This window comes from Methylobacterium sp. NPDC097929 (genome assembly GCF_049543375.1).
GTDB lineage: Bacteria > Pseudomonadota > Alphaproteobacteria > Rhizobiales > Beijerinckiaceae > Methylobacterium.
Genome location: NZ_JBMVEP010000017.1, coordinates 59,124 through 77,228 on the forward strand (window position 1 = coordinate 59,124; position 18,105 = coordinate 77,228).

The following is an 18,105-nucleotide window of genomic DNA, read 5'->3' on the forward strand; positions in this document are numbered from 1 at the left end:
CTCAACCTGCGATCGCCGCTTCGAGCGCATCACTGTCTGAGAACGGCGGACCATACGTCCGCTTCCGGGAGCGGCCCGGCCGCGCGTAAACGACTGCGTTGGGTCGGATGCGGAACGTCCGCTTCCGGGCAGGCGGCCAACTTCCGCTTATGGCGCACAGCCGCCAACGGTTGCGATTTGGGAGAACGTCCGGTTTCGCTAGATCGCTTGCCAAAAGCAGATGGGGTGGATGGCTCCCGCTCCAACTCACGGCATCTCGGTGCCAAGATGTGGTTGCTGTCACAGCAGCAGCGACGGAGATGTAGGAGCCATCCCTGTTGATAGGCACTGAAGTTTGACCACAGAAAAACTCTCTCGAAGGCGCTGATATTTCAATGGAATAAGAAGTGGAGGCAGGATCACGATCGGCGCCGATCGTGATCCCGCCTCCACTTCGAAATACTCTATCGTTGCAAAGACTTAGCCATGACCTTGGGTGTGATCATCATTGGAAGCTTTTTCACATCCTGTCGAACCCAATGACGCCAAATGGTACATAACCGCGTGAGTAGCGCCAATTCCAGGTTGCCGGAAGCTGTTGCTCTACGGTCCTTGACAGGCATCCTTTCACGTAGATGCTCGCAACCATAGGTCAGGCTTGTTAAAGCAGCAGAGCGGGAACGAGTGACAAATCCGGCCTTGGCTGTGCCAGCAACAGAAAAGCCACGCTGGTTGCGTGACTTACGACGCTTTCTCCCGCTCAAGCCGCAGTTCGTTGTATCCGGCAATGTTCGAGATCATCAGCTGTCGGATGTGACGCCGGGAGCCCCTGTCCCTGTGTCGCTCGCGGCGGCGCTACGGAGCGAATTGCGGGAGGCGGGCTTTGCCCTTGCGCTCTACTTCGACCCCGTAAGCGGTTTTCGCCCGTTGCTGGCGCCCGGGGAGGATCCCCAAACTGCCTTGAGCGCGATGGCTGCGCTGGGCCTGCAGCCGGATGCGCAGGGACATGCACCCGCCGGGATCGAGCTGCTCGCGACGACACTCGCGCGGACCGCGGCTAGATCTGGTGAGCCGATCGCTCTGCTGATCGACTTCGCGTCGAGACTGATCATTCGCAATGACGCCCTGAGCGCGGCGGAGCATCAAGCCTTCATGCAGGCGCTCGTCGCCTCCCACATCGCGCGCTCCCGGCCGATTGGAACGCCGCCGCGCCCGTTCTTCAACTCCATCATCTGGCTCGTCGACAAGGAAGGCGACCTGCCGGATTGGTTTTTGATCGACAATCCCCGGATCAGGCACATCCCAGTCGGCAAACCCGACAATCTCGCGCGCGGTGTTCTTGCCCGGGTCCTGCTGAGAAGTCTTGCTGGCCATGCCGATACGCGCGCGGATGAGAAGGAGGCCGCCGTGGGTGCCTTCGTTGATGGCACGGACGGGATGCTGTTGGTCGACATGTCCGCCATCGCGCAACTCGCCCGAAGCGAGGGCATTGGTCTTGCCGCGATCGGCGACGCGGTCCGGCGTTACAAGGTAGGTGTGAGCGAGGATCCCTGGCGGCGGATCGATCGCACAAAGGTTAGAAACGGCACGTCGACGCTTCAAGCGCGCGTCAAAGGCCAGGACCATGCCGTCACGCACATGCTCGATATCGTCAAGCGCGCGGTCACTGGAGTAGGAGCGCCCCGGCGAGGTAGCCGCCCTCGCGGCGTGGCCTTCCTCGCTGGCCCGACCGGTGTAGGCAAGACTGAACTCGCGAAGGCACTCACGAGCCTGCTTTTCGGCGATGAGACGGCGTATATCCGCTTCGACATGTCGGAGTTCTCCTCGGAGCACTCCGACCAGCGCCTGATCGGGGCGCCACCGGGTTATGTCGGTTACGACGTCGGTGGCGAACTCACGAACGCAATCCGCGAAAGACCGTTCTCGGTTGTGCTTTTCGATGAAATCGAGAAAGCGCATCCGCGCATCCTCGACAAGTTTTTGCAGGTGCTGGACGACGGAGTACTTACCAGCGGCCGCGGCGATAGGGTCTATTTCTCAGAAGCGTTCATCATCTTCACGTCGAACCTCGGCATCTATCGCCTGGAGGCCGACGGATCTCGTGTGGCAAACGTCACAGCCGAAGACGCCTTCTTCGACGTTCAGTCGAAAGTGCGCGCGGAGATCGACCGGCATTTCAAGCTCGTTCTGAATCGCCCCGAGATTCTGAACAGGATCGGTGACAACGTTTTGGTCTTCGACTTCATCAGACCCGACATCGCCGAATTGATTTTCGAGGGTCAAGTCGATGACGTACTTCGCGGAATCGCTTCGGATCAGGGCATCGCTGTCACCATCACCGACGATGCCCGCGCTGCCTTGAGGCAGGCTTGTCTCTCCGATCTGTCCAATGGCGGTCGTGGCATTCGCAACAAGGTCGAAAGCGGGTTGATCAGCCCGCTTGCCCGAGCCCTGTTCGATCGCGATGCCGCCCCTGGAGACGCCTTCAGCGTCACCGCGCTTCATATGCACCCCGAGGGCGGGACGGTGATCGAGCTCACTCGATCTGGGTTGCCGAGTTGATGACAGCCCTAGCGCTCTCCCGCATCCATTTTCCCATTACGACGCTCGGCCCCGGTCAGCGAGTCGGCGTCTGGTTTCAGGGATGCTCGATCCGGTGCCCCGGCTGTGTGTCGATGGATACCTGGGCGGTCGGCAAGGGCCTAACGACGGTTGCTGAGGTGCTGGATGCGCTCGCACCAGCCGTGTCGTTGGCCGATGGTCTGACGGTATCGGGCGGCGAACCGTTCGAGCAGCTCGAAGCTCTCGCCACGCTCCTGCGCGGCTGGCACCGGCTCGGCGGCGGGAATGTCCTCGTCTATTCCGGGCGCGCCTTCGAGGACTTGAAGCCCGAGCTATCCAAACTCGGTGGCCTGATCGATGCCATCATTGCGGACCCGTTCGTGCGCGATGCCCCACAAACGCTCGCGCTTCGTGGCAGCAACAACCAACGTCTCGTGCCACTCACCGCGCGGGGCGTGGAGCTCTTCTCGGCCTATGAGGCGCCGTTGCCTGTCGGAGCGCGCGCCCTCGACGTGCTCTTCGACGACGACACCGGCGACGCGTTTCTGGTCGGCATTCCGCGACCGGGCGATATGGTGAAGCTTGCTGCGGCGCTGAAAGCCGCCGGTCATTCGGCGGCGACGACAGAGGACGTGCGGTGACCGATACGACCAACGATCTTCCGGCGATCGTCCGCATCTGCCCATCTTGCGGCAGCGAGCGCCCTCCGTCGGAAATGACCTGCGGGAATTGCGACTACTACATCGGCGATGAAGAATTGCGCCCCGCTGGCAGTTCTCAGCAGCATCAGCCCGTCGATCCCCCACCCTCGGAACCGCGACCCGTCGCGCCGACGCCTTGCTGCGTCAACGGTCATCCGGTGGAGCCCGGGGACCAGATGTGCATGGTCTGCGGCGGCGAGATCGCGGAGGGCCATCCTGTCGATCCAGGACCTGCTCTGGAGCCTGATCGACCCGCAGAGGAAGGTGTCGCTCCCACCTTCGAGGGTTTTCGAGATATCCGTCGAGCGGCGGCGGGGACCGCAACAGGTCCTTGGGATGTCTACGACGCCGTGCGGGAAGCCGATGTCCGTCCGGCCCGGATCGTCCACTACCACGCGGGGAGCGAGCCCGACCCCGCCGTACACGAGGCCCTGCGGCGCCTGCCCACCGACCACGTCCCGGAGCTTCTCGCGACAGGACGCATCGCCGGGCGCACCTTCGAGGCGGTCGAGCCCATGCCCAACGGCTCGCTCGACGCCGCGGGATGGTTGGAGCCGGAAAGGCTGCGCACCGCCATCGATGAGCTTGGTCGGGCCCTGCACTCCTTCAGCGGAGCAGGATTACGGCATCGCGACTTGCGGCCGGCGACCGTGCTTATCCGCGACTCCGAAAGCTTCGACCTCGTTGTCACGGGATGGGGCTCGGCACGGCTGTCGGATTTCGATCTGGAACAGGTCGCGCCGCTCGAATTGTCCCGCTACTCCGCCCCCGAGGCCATTGTCGGCGCGGTGAGCGCTGCGTCGGATTGGTGGTCGCTCGGGATGATCGTCCTGGAACAGGCAACGCGTGGGGCGTGCTTCGCCGGGACCGAAGACCTCGCTTTCCGACTGCATGTCGTCACGCGCGGTATTTCCCTCCCCGACACAATCAACGGTGAGATCAGGACGCTCCTTCGTGGATTGCTCGTCCGCGACCCGAACCGACGCTGGGGAGGCCGGGAGGTCAGCGCCTGGCTCAATGGGGCTGCGCCCTCACCGCCCTCACAGGACGCGTCAGGAAACGACGAGCGGGCGGGGCCCGCGATCCGTCTTGCGGGTCGGAGTTTCACCGACCCGGCGACGTTCGCGCTCGCGGCGGCCGAAGCCGGCCATTGGGACGAAGCAGCGACGCTGACGGCCAACGGGACCACGGCGACGTGGCTGGCAGAGCGCAAGGAGGATGCGCGCATCCTCTCGCTGGTCAGGAGTGCTTCGACGGCCGACGGCCTCGACACGGATCTTCGGCACGCGATCGCCATGATGGCCATGAACCCCGCGCTGCCGTTGTCGGTCCGGGGCGAGATCGTCACCCCCGCCTGGCTGATGGCGCATCCCGAGCAGGGCTATGCCCTTGTGACCGGCGATGCACCGAGACACCTGGAAAAACTCGGGCGCGAGGCATGGCTTTCCCGCCTCAAGGCCCGTGCGGCCGCTCTCCGGGAGCGCGCCCAACGTCTCGAGGTCGAACTCGACGAAGATCGGGCTCGCGTCGCGCTGCTTGCAACTTCGCGGGCCAATCTGGACGCCGAGCGCGAGGCGAGACGCATCCTGTTTCCCGACACGGACCATGCCGGCCTCGCCATGCTCGTCGAGCGGTCGCGTCTGGGCGATGAGGACGTGATCATCCTCATCAGCGCGGCTCTCCATCAATTTGTGCCGATGGAGGCGCTGGTCGACGCGACGCGAGCGGCCGCTGCTTCAGCTGGCGTACCGACGGATGAGGCCGCACTGCGCGCAACGCTTGCCGCCTCTCGGCGCGAGATCTTCACGGCGGTCGATGCGCGCATCGCCAATTTCGCCCGCTGCGGCAATCCCGCGATCGATGAATGGGCCGATGCTTATCGCGTCGAACGCAGGATGCCGCTGGCGCGGGCGGCGACCCTGCTGGCAGTGTCCGAAGACCAGTGGAAGGAGCCCCCGCGGCAGCAATACGTCGCCAAACTGATGGACGTCTTTGAGAAGCGGCTCTCCGCCACCGTGGGCCGGGGTCCACTCGTCCGCTTCGTGCTGGGTAAGACCACGCCCAGGCTCGACCTGATGGAACTCGGATCGAGCTCGCGCCCGGCCGAGGCGTTGCTCAACCAGATCCTGGCTCGGGGCGAAGCCACGACGCCGATCGATCCCGACGCTCTGGAAGCGGATCAGAACATCGGATACCGCCTTCGTCACCTCGTCAATTACGCTCAGACCTTCGTTCGCGATACCGGCATCGACGGACGGTATCTTGGCTTCCCGATACTGCACGCCCGCGACATGCGTCCTGGACGGGCCAACACCAAGCCGCGCATCGCGCCCATTCTGCTATGGCCGGTGTCGATCGATCTGCCGAGCGGTGCGGGTCAAACGGCAAGTCTGGCCTTCGACCGTGGGCGTGAGGAGGTGCGGCTCAATCCAGCGCTCGAAGGGCTCCTCGGCAAGGACGCCTTCGCGCAATGGCGTTCGGCAGCCGAAGACCTCTTGAAGCGGCCCGCTCTGCGGCTTGGCGAGGCAATGGATGGGTTTGGCCATCTCGCTGAACCACAGGGACACGCCCTCACCCGCTTGCCAGGCAAGGATGCGGTTCCTGCGGTGCCCATGGCGTTGTGTCCGTCGGCGGTGCTGTTCAACGCCGAGTTTGCCGGTCAATCGCTCGTCGAGGATCTCCGCCAGCTGCGCGCCCAGCCCGTGGCGGGGACGGCCCTGGATCCCGCTCTCAGGGTCTCCGGCGCGCCCGCAGCTCCTCAACCGGAGCCTGTGCCGGAACGTGACCGCTTCGGTACGGCGGAAGGCGACCCGTCGCAGGACGCGGCGGTTCTCGCATCGCGGCTGGCGCCCGGCCTCCTCGTCGAGGGACCGCCCGGAACCGGCAAGAGCCAGACGATCGTCAACATTCTGGCCGACGTCATCGGGCGCGGTGAGACCGCTCTGGTCGTCTGCCAGAAGCAGGCGGCGCTCAAGGTGGTTCAAAAGCGGATGGACGCGGAGGGGCTCGGAGAGCGCCTTTTCATTGTCAACGATATCAACCGCGACCGCGAAGGCATCTTCCGCGCGCTGCGCGATCAGGTTGCTGCTCTCGGTGCTGCCGATGTCGAAGCGTTTGCCGCCCTGCGGAAGCAGCGGGATGCCAAGGCGGCACGCATCGAGGTCCTTGAAAGGGACCTCGACCGCGGACACGAGACTCTCCACGTCGTGGATAATGCGGCGGGCCTGACCTACCGCCAGATGCTGGGCGAGCTTCTCGCGATCGAAGAAGACGGTCTCGCGATCGATGCTTTTCACCTGCGCCGCGTGCTGGCGAACCTCGGAGCCGACGCCGTAGCGCGTCTCGAAGAGGAATGTGGGCCCCGCGCATCCCTATGGCTCGCGTCGGCTTTCGAGGGCAGCGCCCTAGCAGCGTTGAAGCTGTTCCCGGTCGATCACGCGACAGTCACGGAATTCCAGGCGGCCCTCGCCAGCTTCGGTGCGGCGGAGGAAGCTCGCGAAGCCCTGCTCGCCGACCTGCCTCCCTCCTTCGAGATTGAGGATCCCGCTCCCCATCGAGCCTGGCTCGAGACCGGGGCTCGGCATTTGGCGGCGATGACCGACGAACACCGTGAGCGGCTTCGTGCGTGGTTTCCGCTTTTCAAAAGCGAGGCAGGAAACGAGACGCCTGGCACACGTATCGCCCGCGATCTCGCGGACCTCGCTTCCGATTTGCAGAACGCTGCGCCGGCCCAAGCAGAAGGCAAGCTCTTCGAGCCGGTGGCCGCGCTCTCCGACCAGGAATTGCAGGTCCGATTTGCCGAGGCGCGAGAGGCGACGGCTCCGGTCGGGTTCTTCGGCAGGTTGAGTCCGCGTCGGCGACGCATCAGGAAGTCCTGCCGCGATTACTTGATCGGTCTTGGACAGGCGGGCGACGAGCCCGGCCTCTCGGCTCTCGCGGCGGCGACGGCGCGGGAGGGCATAGTCAGGCCGCTGCGCAAGCGCCTCGACAGCCTGCGCTCGACCCTCGGACTGGCGCCAGCCTCGACACCGGCACCGTTGCAATCCCTACGGGACGAGACGACAGCCATCGCATCGTTCCTGAGAGAAGCTGCGAAGGATTCCGAGGCAGCATTGTCCTGCCCGCGACGCGCAGAAGTCGAGCACGTGGTCGAGACCGCTTCCAGTTCGGCCCTTCATGCTCTGGCAATCGGCTACCAGTCCGCCTTCCGACGTCACGCCGCCCGCGAGGCAAGCCTCAAGGCCCTAGAGCCGTTGGCAGCGTCGTTCAGTGACGAACTGACAACACGCTGTATTGATGCCATCTGCCGGGGCGGCCCCATGCCGCAAACGGTTCAAGCGATCATGGCGGCTCTGCCGACACTGTCGGCGTTCCAGCGCTTCCGGGCGCAGGCGGCGTCGCTCGACGCGGAAAGCCTCGCGACGTTTAATACTCTGCGGCCGCACGCGGATGTGTTGAATCGCGCCCCGGCCGGAGCACTCGACGAAGTGGTGCGAGCAACCGTTCGGCGCGAGGCTCTGCTCGGTTGGAAAACGCGCATCGAGACGGAGCATCCGGAACTGTCGGTCGACATGGCAGAGACGGCGCGTAAAGTCGCCGGCTTGGCGCGGCTCGACACCGAGATGCGGGATCTGAACCGAAAGGTACTGGCTCATGGCATCGATCCGGCTTCGATCGGCCGCCAAGCGGATTGGAATGTCGTCACGGCTCTACGGGGTCCGCGCCCGATGAGCCTTCGGGGCGCCTTCGAGAGGGGTGAAGCCCTCGGACTTATGCGCCTGCGGCCGGTTTGGCTCATGGGGCCCGATGTGGCGAGCCGCCTGCTTCCACTGAAGCCCGGCATTTTCGACCTCGTGATTTTCGACGAGGCGTCACAAATCCCCGTCGAGCAGGCCGTACCCGCTCTCTTCCGCGGGCGACGGGTCGTTGTCGCCGGCGACGAGAAGCAGATGCCGCCGAGCGCCTTCTTCACCGGAAGAGCGGAAGAGGACGAGGACGAGGACGACGAGATCGACGAGCAGCCCGATGAAGCGGCCACCGAGGCCGAACGCTCGGCGCTCGAAGATGCCTGGAACAAGAAAGACGTCACCGCGTGCCCGGACCTCCTGCAGCTTGCGCGAGGATGCCTGCCGGTCACCACATTGCAGATTCACTACAGATCGACCTACCGCGAGCTCATCGGCTTCTCGAACGGTGCCTTTTACGGCAATCGCCTCAGCGTTCCGGCCCGCCACCCCGACGAGGAGATCCGTCGCGGCAAGCCGATCGAGGTACTCCGGGTCAACGGCGTCTATGACGCCCAGACGAACCCAGAGGAGGCGGACCGCTTGGTTGAGCTCTTGGCAGAGATTTGGTCGGCTCCCGTGACGGAGAGGCCGAGCATCGGCATTGTGACCTTCAACAAGAAGCAGGCCGACCTCGTCACCGACAAGATCGAGGAGCGCGCCGGGGCGGACCCAACCTTCCTCGCCGCACTGAAGGCCGAACGCGAACGGACCCAGGGCGGCGAAGACATGGGCTTCTTCGTCAAGAACGTCGAGAACGTCCAAGGCGACGAGCGCGATTGGATCGTCTTCAGCACCACGTTCGGCCGTGACCGTCGGGGAGCCTTCCGCAGGTTCTTCGGCGTCCTCGGCCAGACGGGTGGCGAGCGACGGCTGAACGTCGCGGTCACGCGCGCCCGGGAGAAGATCGTCGTCGTGACCTCGATGCCGTTCAGCGAAATTTCGGACTGGCACGCAGCCGGGCGCGTGCCGCACAAGCCCCGCGACTTTCTTCAAGCCTATCTCGATTACGCGGCGAAGATGGCGTCCGGAGACGTCGCCGCCGCGCGGGCGCTCCAGACGCGCCTCGCGCCGGGCCAGGGCAAGATCAAGATCGGCGCTATCCAGCACGACGGATTGGCTCAGGCCGTTGGGCAATACATCCGAGAGCTCGGATACGACCCGGTGCCCTCCGCGGATGAAACCGACGTCTTCGGCTTGGACTATGCGATCGTCGATCCACGGACGGGGCATTTCGGCCTCGGAATCGAATGCGACTCCCCGCGCCACCGTCTCCTCCAAAAGGCGAGAGCCCGCGAAGTCTGGCGGCCCAAGGTGCTCGGCCGCGCCGTGCCGCGCACCCACCGCGTCTCATCGAGCGCGTGGTACAGCCGACCGGACGCTGAGCGGGCAAGGCTTCGGGAGGCTCTTGCGACAGCCATTGTGAGGGAGGCGGCGGAATGAGCGGTCCCAAAGTCGTCAGGGTCGTGACCCGAGAGGAATTGGAAGCAACCTGCCAGCGTTGGCTTTTGCTCGTGAGCGAGGCCGCCGCCGACCTGCTCCGCAACGCAACTCGCTTCGGACTGGCAAGCTCCGCCCTTGAGTCGCAGGTGGCGACGCGACGAGCTGCGCTCGAAGCATTGCTTCGCTCGGAACAATGGGTCGATCTTCAGAAGGACGCAGCCCAAGCGATCGAACACTTCCGCTTCGAAGGCGAGCGCCTGAGAAGCGAAGCGGTCGCCGCCGAAGCGGCGCAACGCTCGCGGCAGCGGCGAACGCTCGATGCGGCCCGTTCGATTGCGGCCTCGTTGGCAAAGGCCGGGCAACCGGTGCCGGTAGCTCTCACCGCTGCGATCGAGGGTGCAATGACGGCCACAGGCACTGACTTAAATGTCATGCAGCGTACCGTGGAGGCAAGCATCGCCACACTGGTACAAGGCCAGCCGAAGACGCAAGCTTTCGGGCAGTGTGACCTCGCAGCCCGGCTCGATGCCGGCGGTCCTATCCCGGCTTTCGCTCAATGGCCCGAGGAGAACGCGCAACCTGACCCTCAGGTGGAACGGCTCGACGGGTTACTCTCGGAACTGAGCACCTGTGCGATACTTGTCGACATGAGCGATCTGACTGCGCGAGCAATCTCGATTTCCGCCGAGCCTTCGGCGGACCAACGTGCTCTCCTGACAGACTCGCTCGTTCTTGAGGCTGCCCGGCGCCTGCGAGACGAACGCGCCATCGAAGCTGCCACCGTTAAAGCGATGCAAGTCCGCGCAGAGTTGGCAACATTGTCTTCCGAGGGGGGGCGTGCATGCAGCATTCAACTCGATGCTGCGATTAGCGACAGAAATGTCGCGGAGATGCGGACGCACATCAGTGAAGGGGAGACGCTGCTCGATGAAGGGCGTCGGCAGGCCTCTGCTGTAGCCCGACGGCGTGCTGTGCTCGGGGGGCTGGCATCGCTGGGCTACGAGGTTCGAGAGGGAATGGAAGTGGCTTGGGCGAGGGAGGGTCGCATTGTCGTACGGCGCCCTGGCACTGACGATTACGGTGTAGAATTTGCGGCTCCTGCCGATGCATCGCGCATGCAAGCCCGGTTAGTCGGTTCTGACCGGCCGTCCAGTCCGCGAAATGCCAATCGCGATAAAGATCAAGAAACAATCTGGTGCGGGCAATTCGACCAACTTCGTTCGGTCATGGCGGATCATGGCGGCCATGTCGAAATTGAACGCGCCCTTCCCGCAGGTGAGCAGGCCGTCAAGACGATCAGTCTTCCAAGCGCATCTCCATCGGCCGAGGTAAAAATCGCAAGACCGCAAACACTCGCATTCCCCCAACGCTGATATGAATGATGTAAATTCTCAAATTTTCAGCGCTTTCGTATATGATATGGCCCCATAATTTATAATGATATTCATTATTGTATTTTAATTTTGACGATAAATATCTAGCTTTTTGGATATTATTGTTAAAATTTAGCGCCGGTCTTTGCGTTGCCGCTTGTTTTTCGTATTGATCGATTGAACACCTTGGGAATATCTGCAGTTTGGAAGTAAACAACCGGCTTCACGACCTTATAGGATCACCCTCGCGAAACGCGCAGATCGGCATAGTTCGGGAGTTCGAAAGCAGGAAAACATTGCCGTTCCAGAATTAAAGTCCATATTCTAGGCGTCTGCAGAAAGTCCGTCTAGCAACAACCGCGATGGAAGGCGGCCAACTTAGGCTCGAAGGCGTTTTTACGTGCGGTATTTGTAGAATCTACTTTTCTCGTGGCAAACGCCCCCCGCTCTACTACGCAATCGGCTGGAAGGCCCGCCTCATTGTGCGGACCGAGTTCGCCCGCCGCCCGCCTTTCCACGTTAGGGATGGCGGCGATGTTCGATCAGCAGTTCCTAAAAGCACCCGGTTGCGACGTCCAGTTGACGCCACGATGGCGGCGCCTTGTTGGGCCGGACCATGACCATGCATCCTGAACTGCCCTCGTTCTGAAGCTCAAGCCCGTCGATCAGAAGTCGCTATGAGGAAGATCCGAGTTAGCTCGGCAGTTCATGAATCACGACCTGCGGCACGGCTTTCCTGGCCAGATCGCAAAGGTGCCGATGGTGGGTCAGGTAGATAAATTGCCCTTGCTCCGACAACTTGCCGAAGAGCGCGAGAACCTCCTTGGAACGAGGTTCGTCGAAGGTCTCCATGATGTCGTCGGCCACGAAGGGCACAGGCTGGCGCGCCGCGGTGAACTCCTCATACCCTGCGAGGCGGAGCGATAAGTAGAGCTGGAACCGCGTACCTTTGGACATGTCGGTGGCGAGCTTCGACCCCCCCGATCCGGACAGCCCGATCAGCGTCTCGCGGTCCTTCTCCGGCCGGGTCGCCAGCCCGGAATAGCCATCGCGCGTGATGATGCGAAACGCGTCGGACGCGCGACCCATCATCGAGCCGCGATGCTTCTCCCGGTAGACCTGGAGGGCCTGCTCCGCAAGAATCGCGCCCGTTCGCAGGTGTAGGAACCGGACCGCCTTGTCTTCGATCTCCAGCATGACAGTTCGACGCTCGGCTTCGATGCGGGCAACGGCATCGTCGCCGCCGATCGCGGCGAGCTTGTCGGCCGCTCCCGAACGGGCGGCGAACAGCGACTTCAGCCGCTCGTCCAGATCCTCCAGCCGTCGAGCGCATTCCTCGTGCTCCCGAGCCTTCTCATCGGCGTCCGGAGCGGCAAGCCGCTCTTGCGCAACCTCGATGGACGCTAAACCGGTCTCCTGCATAATCCTGGTGGCGAGGCCGCTCGTCTCGCCCTCTAGCTGATCACGCATCCCGCATCGAATTAGGCAGGCGGACACCTCCTTGAGATCCTGCACGTTGAAGAACGTCAGGAGATCCGCCTTCAAGGCATCATGAATGGCTATCTCGTCGCCTACTGCGGCCTGCTCCTTCTCTATCTCCGCAAGGTCGTCCGCCCTTCTCTGGCGCTGTGCTCTCGCGTCGACTGCCACCCGATGTCGCTCGATTAGGGTAGCAGCCGCGACGGCGGGCGCTTCGTCTCCGGCTTCCTCGCCGAGGTCCTGCAGAAGCGCCTCCAGGTCGGACAAGAAGGAGTCCTGATCCGCCTCCATGCTCGTAACGCGACGCATGAGCTCGTCCCGCTCCGTCAGACGGGCAGGCAGACCTGTCAGTGCGTCGACAATCGACCGTACAGCGTGCCGGTCGTCGCTCCGGTCCTGGAACCACGTTCCCGCCAGCGCGCTCGCCCACTCGTCGCGCCAGGCTTCCACTTCCCGAACGGCCGATTCGGCCGCCTTGCGTCGCGTACCAACCGAGCGTCCGGAGTCTCGGACGAGCTTGTCCGCCGCGGCTCGCGCCTGCGTCTGTGACGCCTCCCTCGCGAGCAGGTCATCCGCCGCCTGCAGCAGGATGGCGAGCTCCAGGCCTTCCGACGCAGCGCCCACCAATCGCAACACCTTGTCGAGGCTGGCCGTCGCATCAGTGATCTCGCCCTCGACGACCTGAAGGTTGGCGAGCGCGGATCGATGATCGCCGACGGCAGAAACCGCACGGTCACGCCGCGCGATCCAATTCTCAAATCTGGCGATGCGCTCGCCTGGCGACGTAAACGGCTCTTCCGAGATGGCGCTCGCGCAGACCTCCTCAATGCGGGCGGAGAGATCGCCGATCTCTGCGTCGACCTCCGCGAGAAGTTCGCCCTCGCGCACCATCCTCGCCTCGCAGACGCCCTCATCCCGTTTGAGCCCGCGCAACTCGGCCAGCCTGTCAGCTGCCGCGAGGCGCGCATCGGCCATCGTGTCGACGGCGCGCATCACCCCCTCGAACACTGCGGCGCTACGCGCGTCAGGGCCGGCGCGGTGAGCCGTCCACGCGGCGTCGCGGCGCTTGCGAAGAGCGGCCGCCTCGTCGTCGCCGATCGCGCCGGCACCTGTTTCTGCCGCCTCGATCCTGGCCTGCAGTTCCGCCCTCTCGGTCTCCAGGTCCCGTCGATGCTGGCGATGGGTCTTTCTTCGAAAATCCTGTCCCGCCTGCGTGTCACGCCAATCCTGGATTTCGCGGGCCAAGGGCACCTGTACCTTTTCAAGATCCTCTTGCTTGCCCGGCCAAGGAACGAGGCGCATCGCCTCCTCGACGGCACGGGCTTTCACGCTGGCGGCGGTTGCCGCCAATCGCCGCCGAGGCAATAGATCAGCCCCTTTGACCTCGGCCACGGCCGCCTGAAGCGCCGCCTTCCGGGTCGCATCGAGCGTCGGCTGGTCGCGCTCCAGGATCTCGCGGTCCTCCTTGGCGTGCTTCTCCGCCTGGGTCGCCGCTTCGAGCTCGGTCGCCGTCGAGGCGAGTCGCGTCTCGACCCCCGACCACCTTTCGATCAGTTCACGTAGCTTTCCGAGCGTCCCGGCATCGACAACCAGGCCGTCCGGATCAACGTCGCAATCCTCGCCCGTGATCGAGCGCGCGAACTGGACCAAGCGGGATCGACTTTCCGCGAGCGCTGTGCGGCGCCTCGGGAGGTCGGCCTCGGCGCCAACGTTGCGGGCCGAGCCGGTCGTGAGCGCCGAGATGCGGTCTGTCAGCCGCACCAGCGCCTCGTCGACCACGATCGCGTCGCGCTCGTCCCGCAGCCGCCGAATCTGGCCATCCAGGCCGGACAGCCGCGTCTTGAGTGTGGCGTCACCATCGATCAGAGCCGGCAACTCCGAGGCCCAATGTCCAGGTGGATGGGGGAGAGCACCCAAATCGCTCAGCTGCTCCGCGAGCCTTCGGTGCTCGGCAAGGAGGGGTGCAGCGCGCACGAGCCCGCCCAACTCCTTCGACCGTGCCTTGAGTTCGACGTGCTCCGCCATCGCCTCGGCGTAAGCCCGCTCGGCGCGGTCGAAATCGGCGACTAGAACGCTGTAAGCATTGGCCTGGATATCGATCTGGTCCCGAGCGGTCTTGAGTTCCGTCAAGCGTTTCTTCAGGCCTGCGATGGCCGTCGACGAGGCACGCTTACGAAAGATCCCGTCCGCCTCGACCGAGACCGCCGTCAGCGCCTTGCTCAAACCAGCGAGTCCGGCGCCTGCCGAAAACAGAAGTTCGCCCAACTCACCCTTGCTGTCGAGGATCGCGTTGCCACCGCTCTCCAGCGTCTGATCGTCGAGGGAGAACATCATGCGGTAGGCGTCTCGGGTCAGCCCGCCCAGTGCTCCGACGAGGAGGCCGTCACCGACGGTCTGGCCGGAAGCGTCCCGAAGCGAGCCCGTCCGTTGCTTCACCCTGCGAACCTCGTGGAGCTTGCCTCCGAACTCCAGGGCGGCGCCGATCTCCATCGCGGCATACTGGTGCAGGAAGCCGTAGGTCGACCGCTCCTCGATCCCGAACAGAAGATCGAGAAAGCCCGAGAAGGCAGTCGACTTGCCCGCCTCGTTGAGGCCGTAAACAATATGGAGGTCGGGGCCGTCTACCGCGCGCTCGCCAAAGTCGAGAGTGAAATCCGTGAACTTCCCATACCTGGTCAGGTCGAGGCGGCGCAAACGCATCAGCGGAACTCGGCCCCGCCCTGGGCCAATCGAGCGACGATCTCCTCGCCACTCTCTCCGAGCAGGCGGTCGACGAAGTCGTCGAACCCAGCCTCATCGTCGCCGCAGAACCGTCTCGCGTCTGGCGGGAGGTCGTCCCTAATCTCCTTAATTAGCGCGGCCACGCTCTCGCGCACGTCGTGCCGGGACCGGATCTCGTCCCGGATCAGGGTGCCCAACTCGTCGACCGGGTCCGGTGTCCCGCTCGCCGTGGCCATTCCACGGCAGGCCGCGGTCGCGATCTCAATCTTGTCGATCCAGGTCCGGCCCGAGCTTCCGAGACGGTGCTCGATGTCCGTCCGCAGCAGGTCGCGATCCCGCCTCATGCGCCAGGACAGATCCGTTTGCCCGCGGAGAACCAGCCGACCGACGAGGTGAGGAGCGGACGTTGCATCGCGAACGGCGATGATCTCGCGCTCGATACTGTCGACGATCTCAGGCCAGGTCTCGGTGTCCGTGAGATCGACGGGGACACGCTCGAACTGCGCGATGCTAGTCGGCCGTTCCTCGATCAGAATGCTGTGGTCGTTCGCGACGGTGACAAGGCTGACGCTTTTGGGCCCAGCCTCGCCGATGTCTCGCCCTTGCGGCATTCCAGGCATCACAACCGCGCTGGCGTCGTGGTGCTCGGAACGTATGTGGATGTGGCCGAGCGCCCAGTAGGCAAAACCCCACCCGTGAAGGTCCGCCGCGGCGCAAGGCGCATACGGATCGTGACCCGGGGCGCCAGCGAGGCTCGTATGCATGATGCCGACGTTCACGGCGCCCGGTCGGGGCCGGCCATATTTCGGTAGCAGGCTCTCGGGGGCATGCGGCTTCGAAAAGCTCAGCCCGTGTATAGCGACGTCGAGGCCGTCCAAACGGAGTTCGACGGTCTCACCACGGCCACCGAAGAGCTTCAGTGACGGCGGCAGGACTAGTTCCTGCGTGATCTTCGACAGCGCGTCGTGGTTGCCTCGGACCTTGTAGACGACGATCCCGGCTTCGTGAAGGCGCTTCATCTGGTCCGCGAGAAATCGCGCGGTCTTCATTGACGTCTGATCGCCGTCATAGAGGTCGCCCGCGATGAACAGCGCGTCGACTTGTTCCTCCAGGCAAAGGTCGACGATGCCGACGAGCGCCTGCCGCGTGGCATCCGCGATCAGCGCTGCGAGGTCTGCATCCCGCATAGCGAGCGACCGCAGCGGCGAGTCCAGGTGAATGTCAGCGGTATGTACGAAACGAAAGGGCATCTCAGAGCCTACGAGCGGCCACGTCGCTCACCGACCCTGCCGATTCTGCAACCTTAGCTAGCCCTCAACTGAGTTCAAGAGTCGGACGGGTTTTGCGAACAGGCAAGTCGGATAACGAGCGCGTTGCGAACCCCGACCCGTATAAGCACATCATCTTCTAGACGCCGCTCTGTGTGCCCCGCGGTGTTACGTCCGTCTGCTGCCGCGTCTGATCAGCGCTCAAGGCAAAGAGGGCGGCGTGATCAAATGTCAGCTTTCGGGAATCGGACCAAGTTCTGCAAATGGCGCAATGCGGTTGTCTGTTAAGAATCATGGGAACGTCCGGTTTGTTGATTCTGATTCCTAAAAGCAGACTGGCAAAAATCCACCCCAAACGGTCACTCCGAAAGCGACCCAACCAAGTCATAGAACTTGAGCTGAAGCTCTGGCAAAAGCAGATGGGGTGGATGGCTCCCGCTCCGACTGACGGCATCTCGGTGCCAAGATGTGGTTGCTGTCGAAGCAGCAGCTACGCAGATGTAGGAGCCATCCCCATGGAGATCACCACCGTCTGCATCGATCTGGCCAAGAGCATCTTCCAGGTTCACGCCGTCGATGCAGCTGGGCAGGTCGTCGTTCGCAAGGCGCTGAGGCGGGCGCAGGTCGTGCCGTTCTTCGCCAAGCTGCCGCCCTGTCTGGTCGGCATGGAGGCGTGCGGAACGTCCCACCACTGGGCCCGGGAACTCATCAGGCTCGGCCATGACGTGCGGCTGATGCCGCCGGCTTACGTGAAGCCATACGTCAAGCGCGGTAAGACCGATGCGAACGATGCCGCCGCCATCTGCGAGGCGGTGACGCGCCCCAGCATGCGGTTCGTGCCGGTGAAGTCGACCGAGCAGCAGGCGGCGCTGGCGCTGCACCGGACGCGCGACCTGCTGGTCAAGCAACGCACGCAGTTGGTGAACATGATCCGCGGCCTGCTCGCCGAGTTCGGGATCGAGATGGCGCGGGGCCTGCGCCATGCGCTCGAACTGGCGGCCCGGCTCTCGGCCGGAGACGCGGCCGAGGTGCCACCCCTGGCCCAGCGGGTGGTGACCGGGCTGGCCGATCAGATTGGCGCCGTGCAGATCCAGCTCACCCGGCTGGAGAAGGCGTTGTTGGCCTGGCATCGGGACAGCGACCTGTCGCAGCGCCTGGCGACGATTCCGGGTGTCGGCATCGTCTCGGCGACCGCGCTGGCCGCTTCGGTGAGCGAGCCCGAGCGCTTCCGCAACGGTCGACAGTTCGCCGCCTCGTTGGGGCTGACACCGCTGCAGAACTGCAGCGGCGGCAAGGAGCGCCTGGGCCGTATCTCACGCATGGGCGATCGCTACCTGCGCCGCCTGCTCGTGGTCGGCATGACCTCTCTGGTCCGGCGCGCGAAGGCGACGCCGACTTCGGTCGACCCGCGGCTGCCGGCGCTGCTGCAGCGCAAGCCGGTGCGCGTGGTGACTGTTGCGGCGGCCAATCGCACGGCGCGGGTCGCCTGGGCGATCATGACCCGCGGCGGCACCTACCGCGCACCAGCGGCCACGGCCGCCTGACAGCACGGCAAGGAGATTTTTCCAGGTTGCGAGGACGATGAGAGTTGATGGCGAACCGGTCAGACCGGGAACCGGGACACCCCGCCGAACGTCCAGGGCGTCATAGCCCGCAAAGCAGAGTGGGACCCAGCTCGCGGATACCATCAGGGCCAGCGGTCACATGAACGACTGCATCAATAGGCCGGACACAAGACTGCACCCGACCAGCGCGTCAGAACCTCAATTCGCCCCTTGCAATGCGGGAGCCATCC

The 18,105-nt window shown here is 64.1% G+C and carries 7 protein-coding genes; 5 read left to right on the top strand and 2 right to left on the bottom strand.

Annotated features, from left to right (window positions below; all coding sequences use genetic code 11):
* The first annotated feature begins 663 nt into the window (after positions 1 to 663).
* The 4 genes from ACPCJR_RS24135 to ACPCJR_RS24150 are packed head-to-tail and all read left to right on the top strand — an operon-like array spanning position 664 to position 10,842.
* On the top strand, positions 664 to 2,541 hold the full coding sequence (locus tag ACPCJR_RS24135; protein WP_391515496.1) for an AAA family ATPase: 1,878 nt from the start codon (positions 664 to 666) through the stop codon (positions 2,539 to 2,541).
* Positions 2,541 to 3,182, top strand: a complete 642-nt coding sequence (locus ACPCJR_RS24140; RefSeq protein WP_391515498.1) for a 4Fe-4S single cluster domain-containing protein — start codon at positions 2,541 to 2,543, stop codon at positions 3,180 to 3,182. Before ACPCJR_RS24135 ends, ACPCJR_RS24140 begins: the two co-directional genes overlap by 1 nt.
* Positions 3,179 to 9,469, top strand: coding sequence for an AAA domain-containing protein (locus ACPCJR_RS24145; RefSeq protein WP_391515500.1), 6,291 nt, complete (start codon positions 3,179 to 3,181; stop codon positions 9,467 to 9,469). Before ACPCJR_RS24140 ends, ACPCJR_RS24145 begins: the two co-directional genes overlap by 4 nt.
* Entirely contained in the window at positions 9,466 to 10,842 is a 1,377-nt protein-coding gene (locus ACPCJR_RS24150) for a hypothetical protein (protein ID WP_391515502.1), read from the top strand. Before ACPCJR_RS24145 ends, ACPCJR_RS24150 begins: the two co-directional genes overlap by 4 nt.
* Positions 10,843 to 11,535: 693 nt before the next feature.
* On the opposite strand, the gene ACPCJR_RS24155 is transcribed toward ACPCJR_RS24150, so the two are convergent.
* Positions 11,536 to 15,021, bottom strand: coding sequence for an AAA family ATPase (locus ACPCJR_RS24155; protein ID WP_391515503.1), 3,486 nt, complete (start codon positions 15,019 to 15,021; stop codon positions 11,536 to 11,538).
* Positions 15,021 to 16,292 (bottom strand): metallophosphoesterase family protein, encoded by a 1,272-nt coding sequence (locus ACPCJR_RS24160; RefSeq protein ID WP_391515505.1) that lies wholly within the window; start codon positions 16,290 to 16,292, stop codon positions 15,021 to 15,023. Before ACPCJR_RS24160 ends, ACPCJR_RS24155 begins: the two co-directional genes overlap by 1 nt.
* 533 nt (positions 16,293 to 16,825) lie before the next feature.
* Here ACPCJR_RS24160 and ACPCJR_RS24165 point away from each other — a divergent pair.
* Positions 16,826 to 17,854, top strand: a complete 1,029-nt coding sequence (locus tag ACPCJR_RS24165; RefSeq protein ID WP_391515507.1) for an IS110 family transposase — start codon at positions 16,826 to 16,828, stop codon at positions 17,852 to 17,854.
* Positions 17,855 to 18,105: the final 251 nt, after the last annotated feature.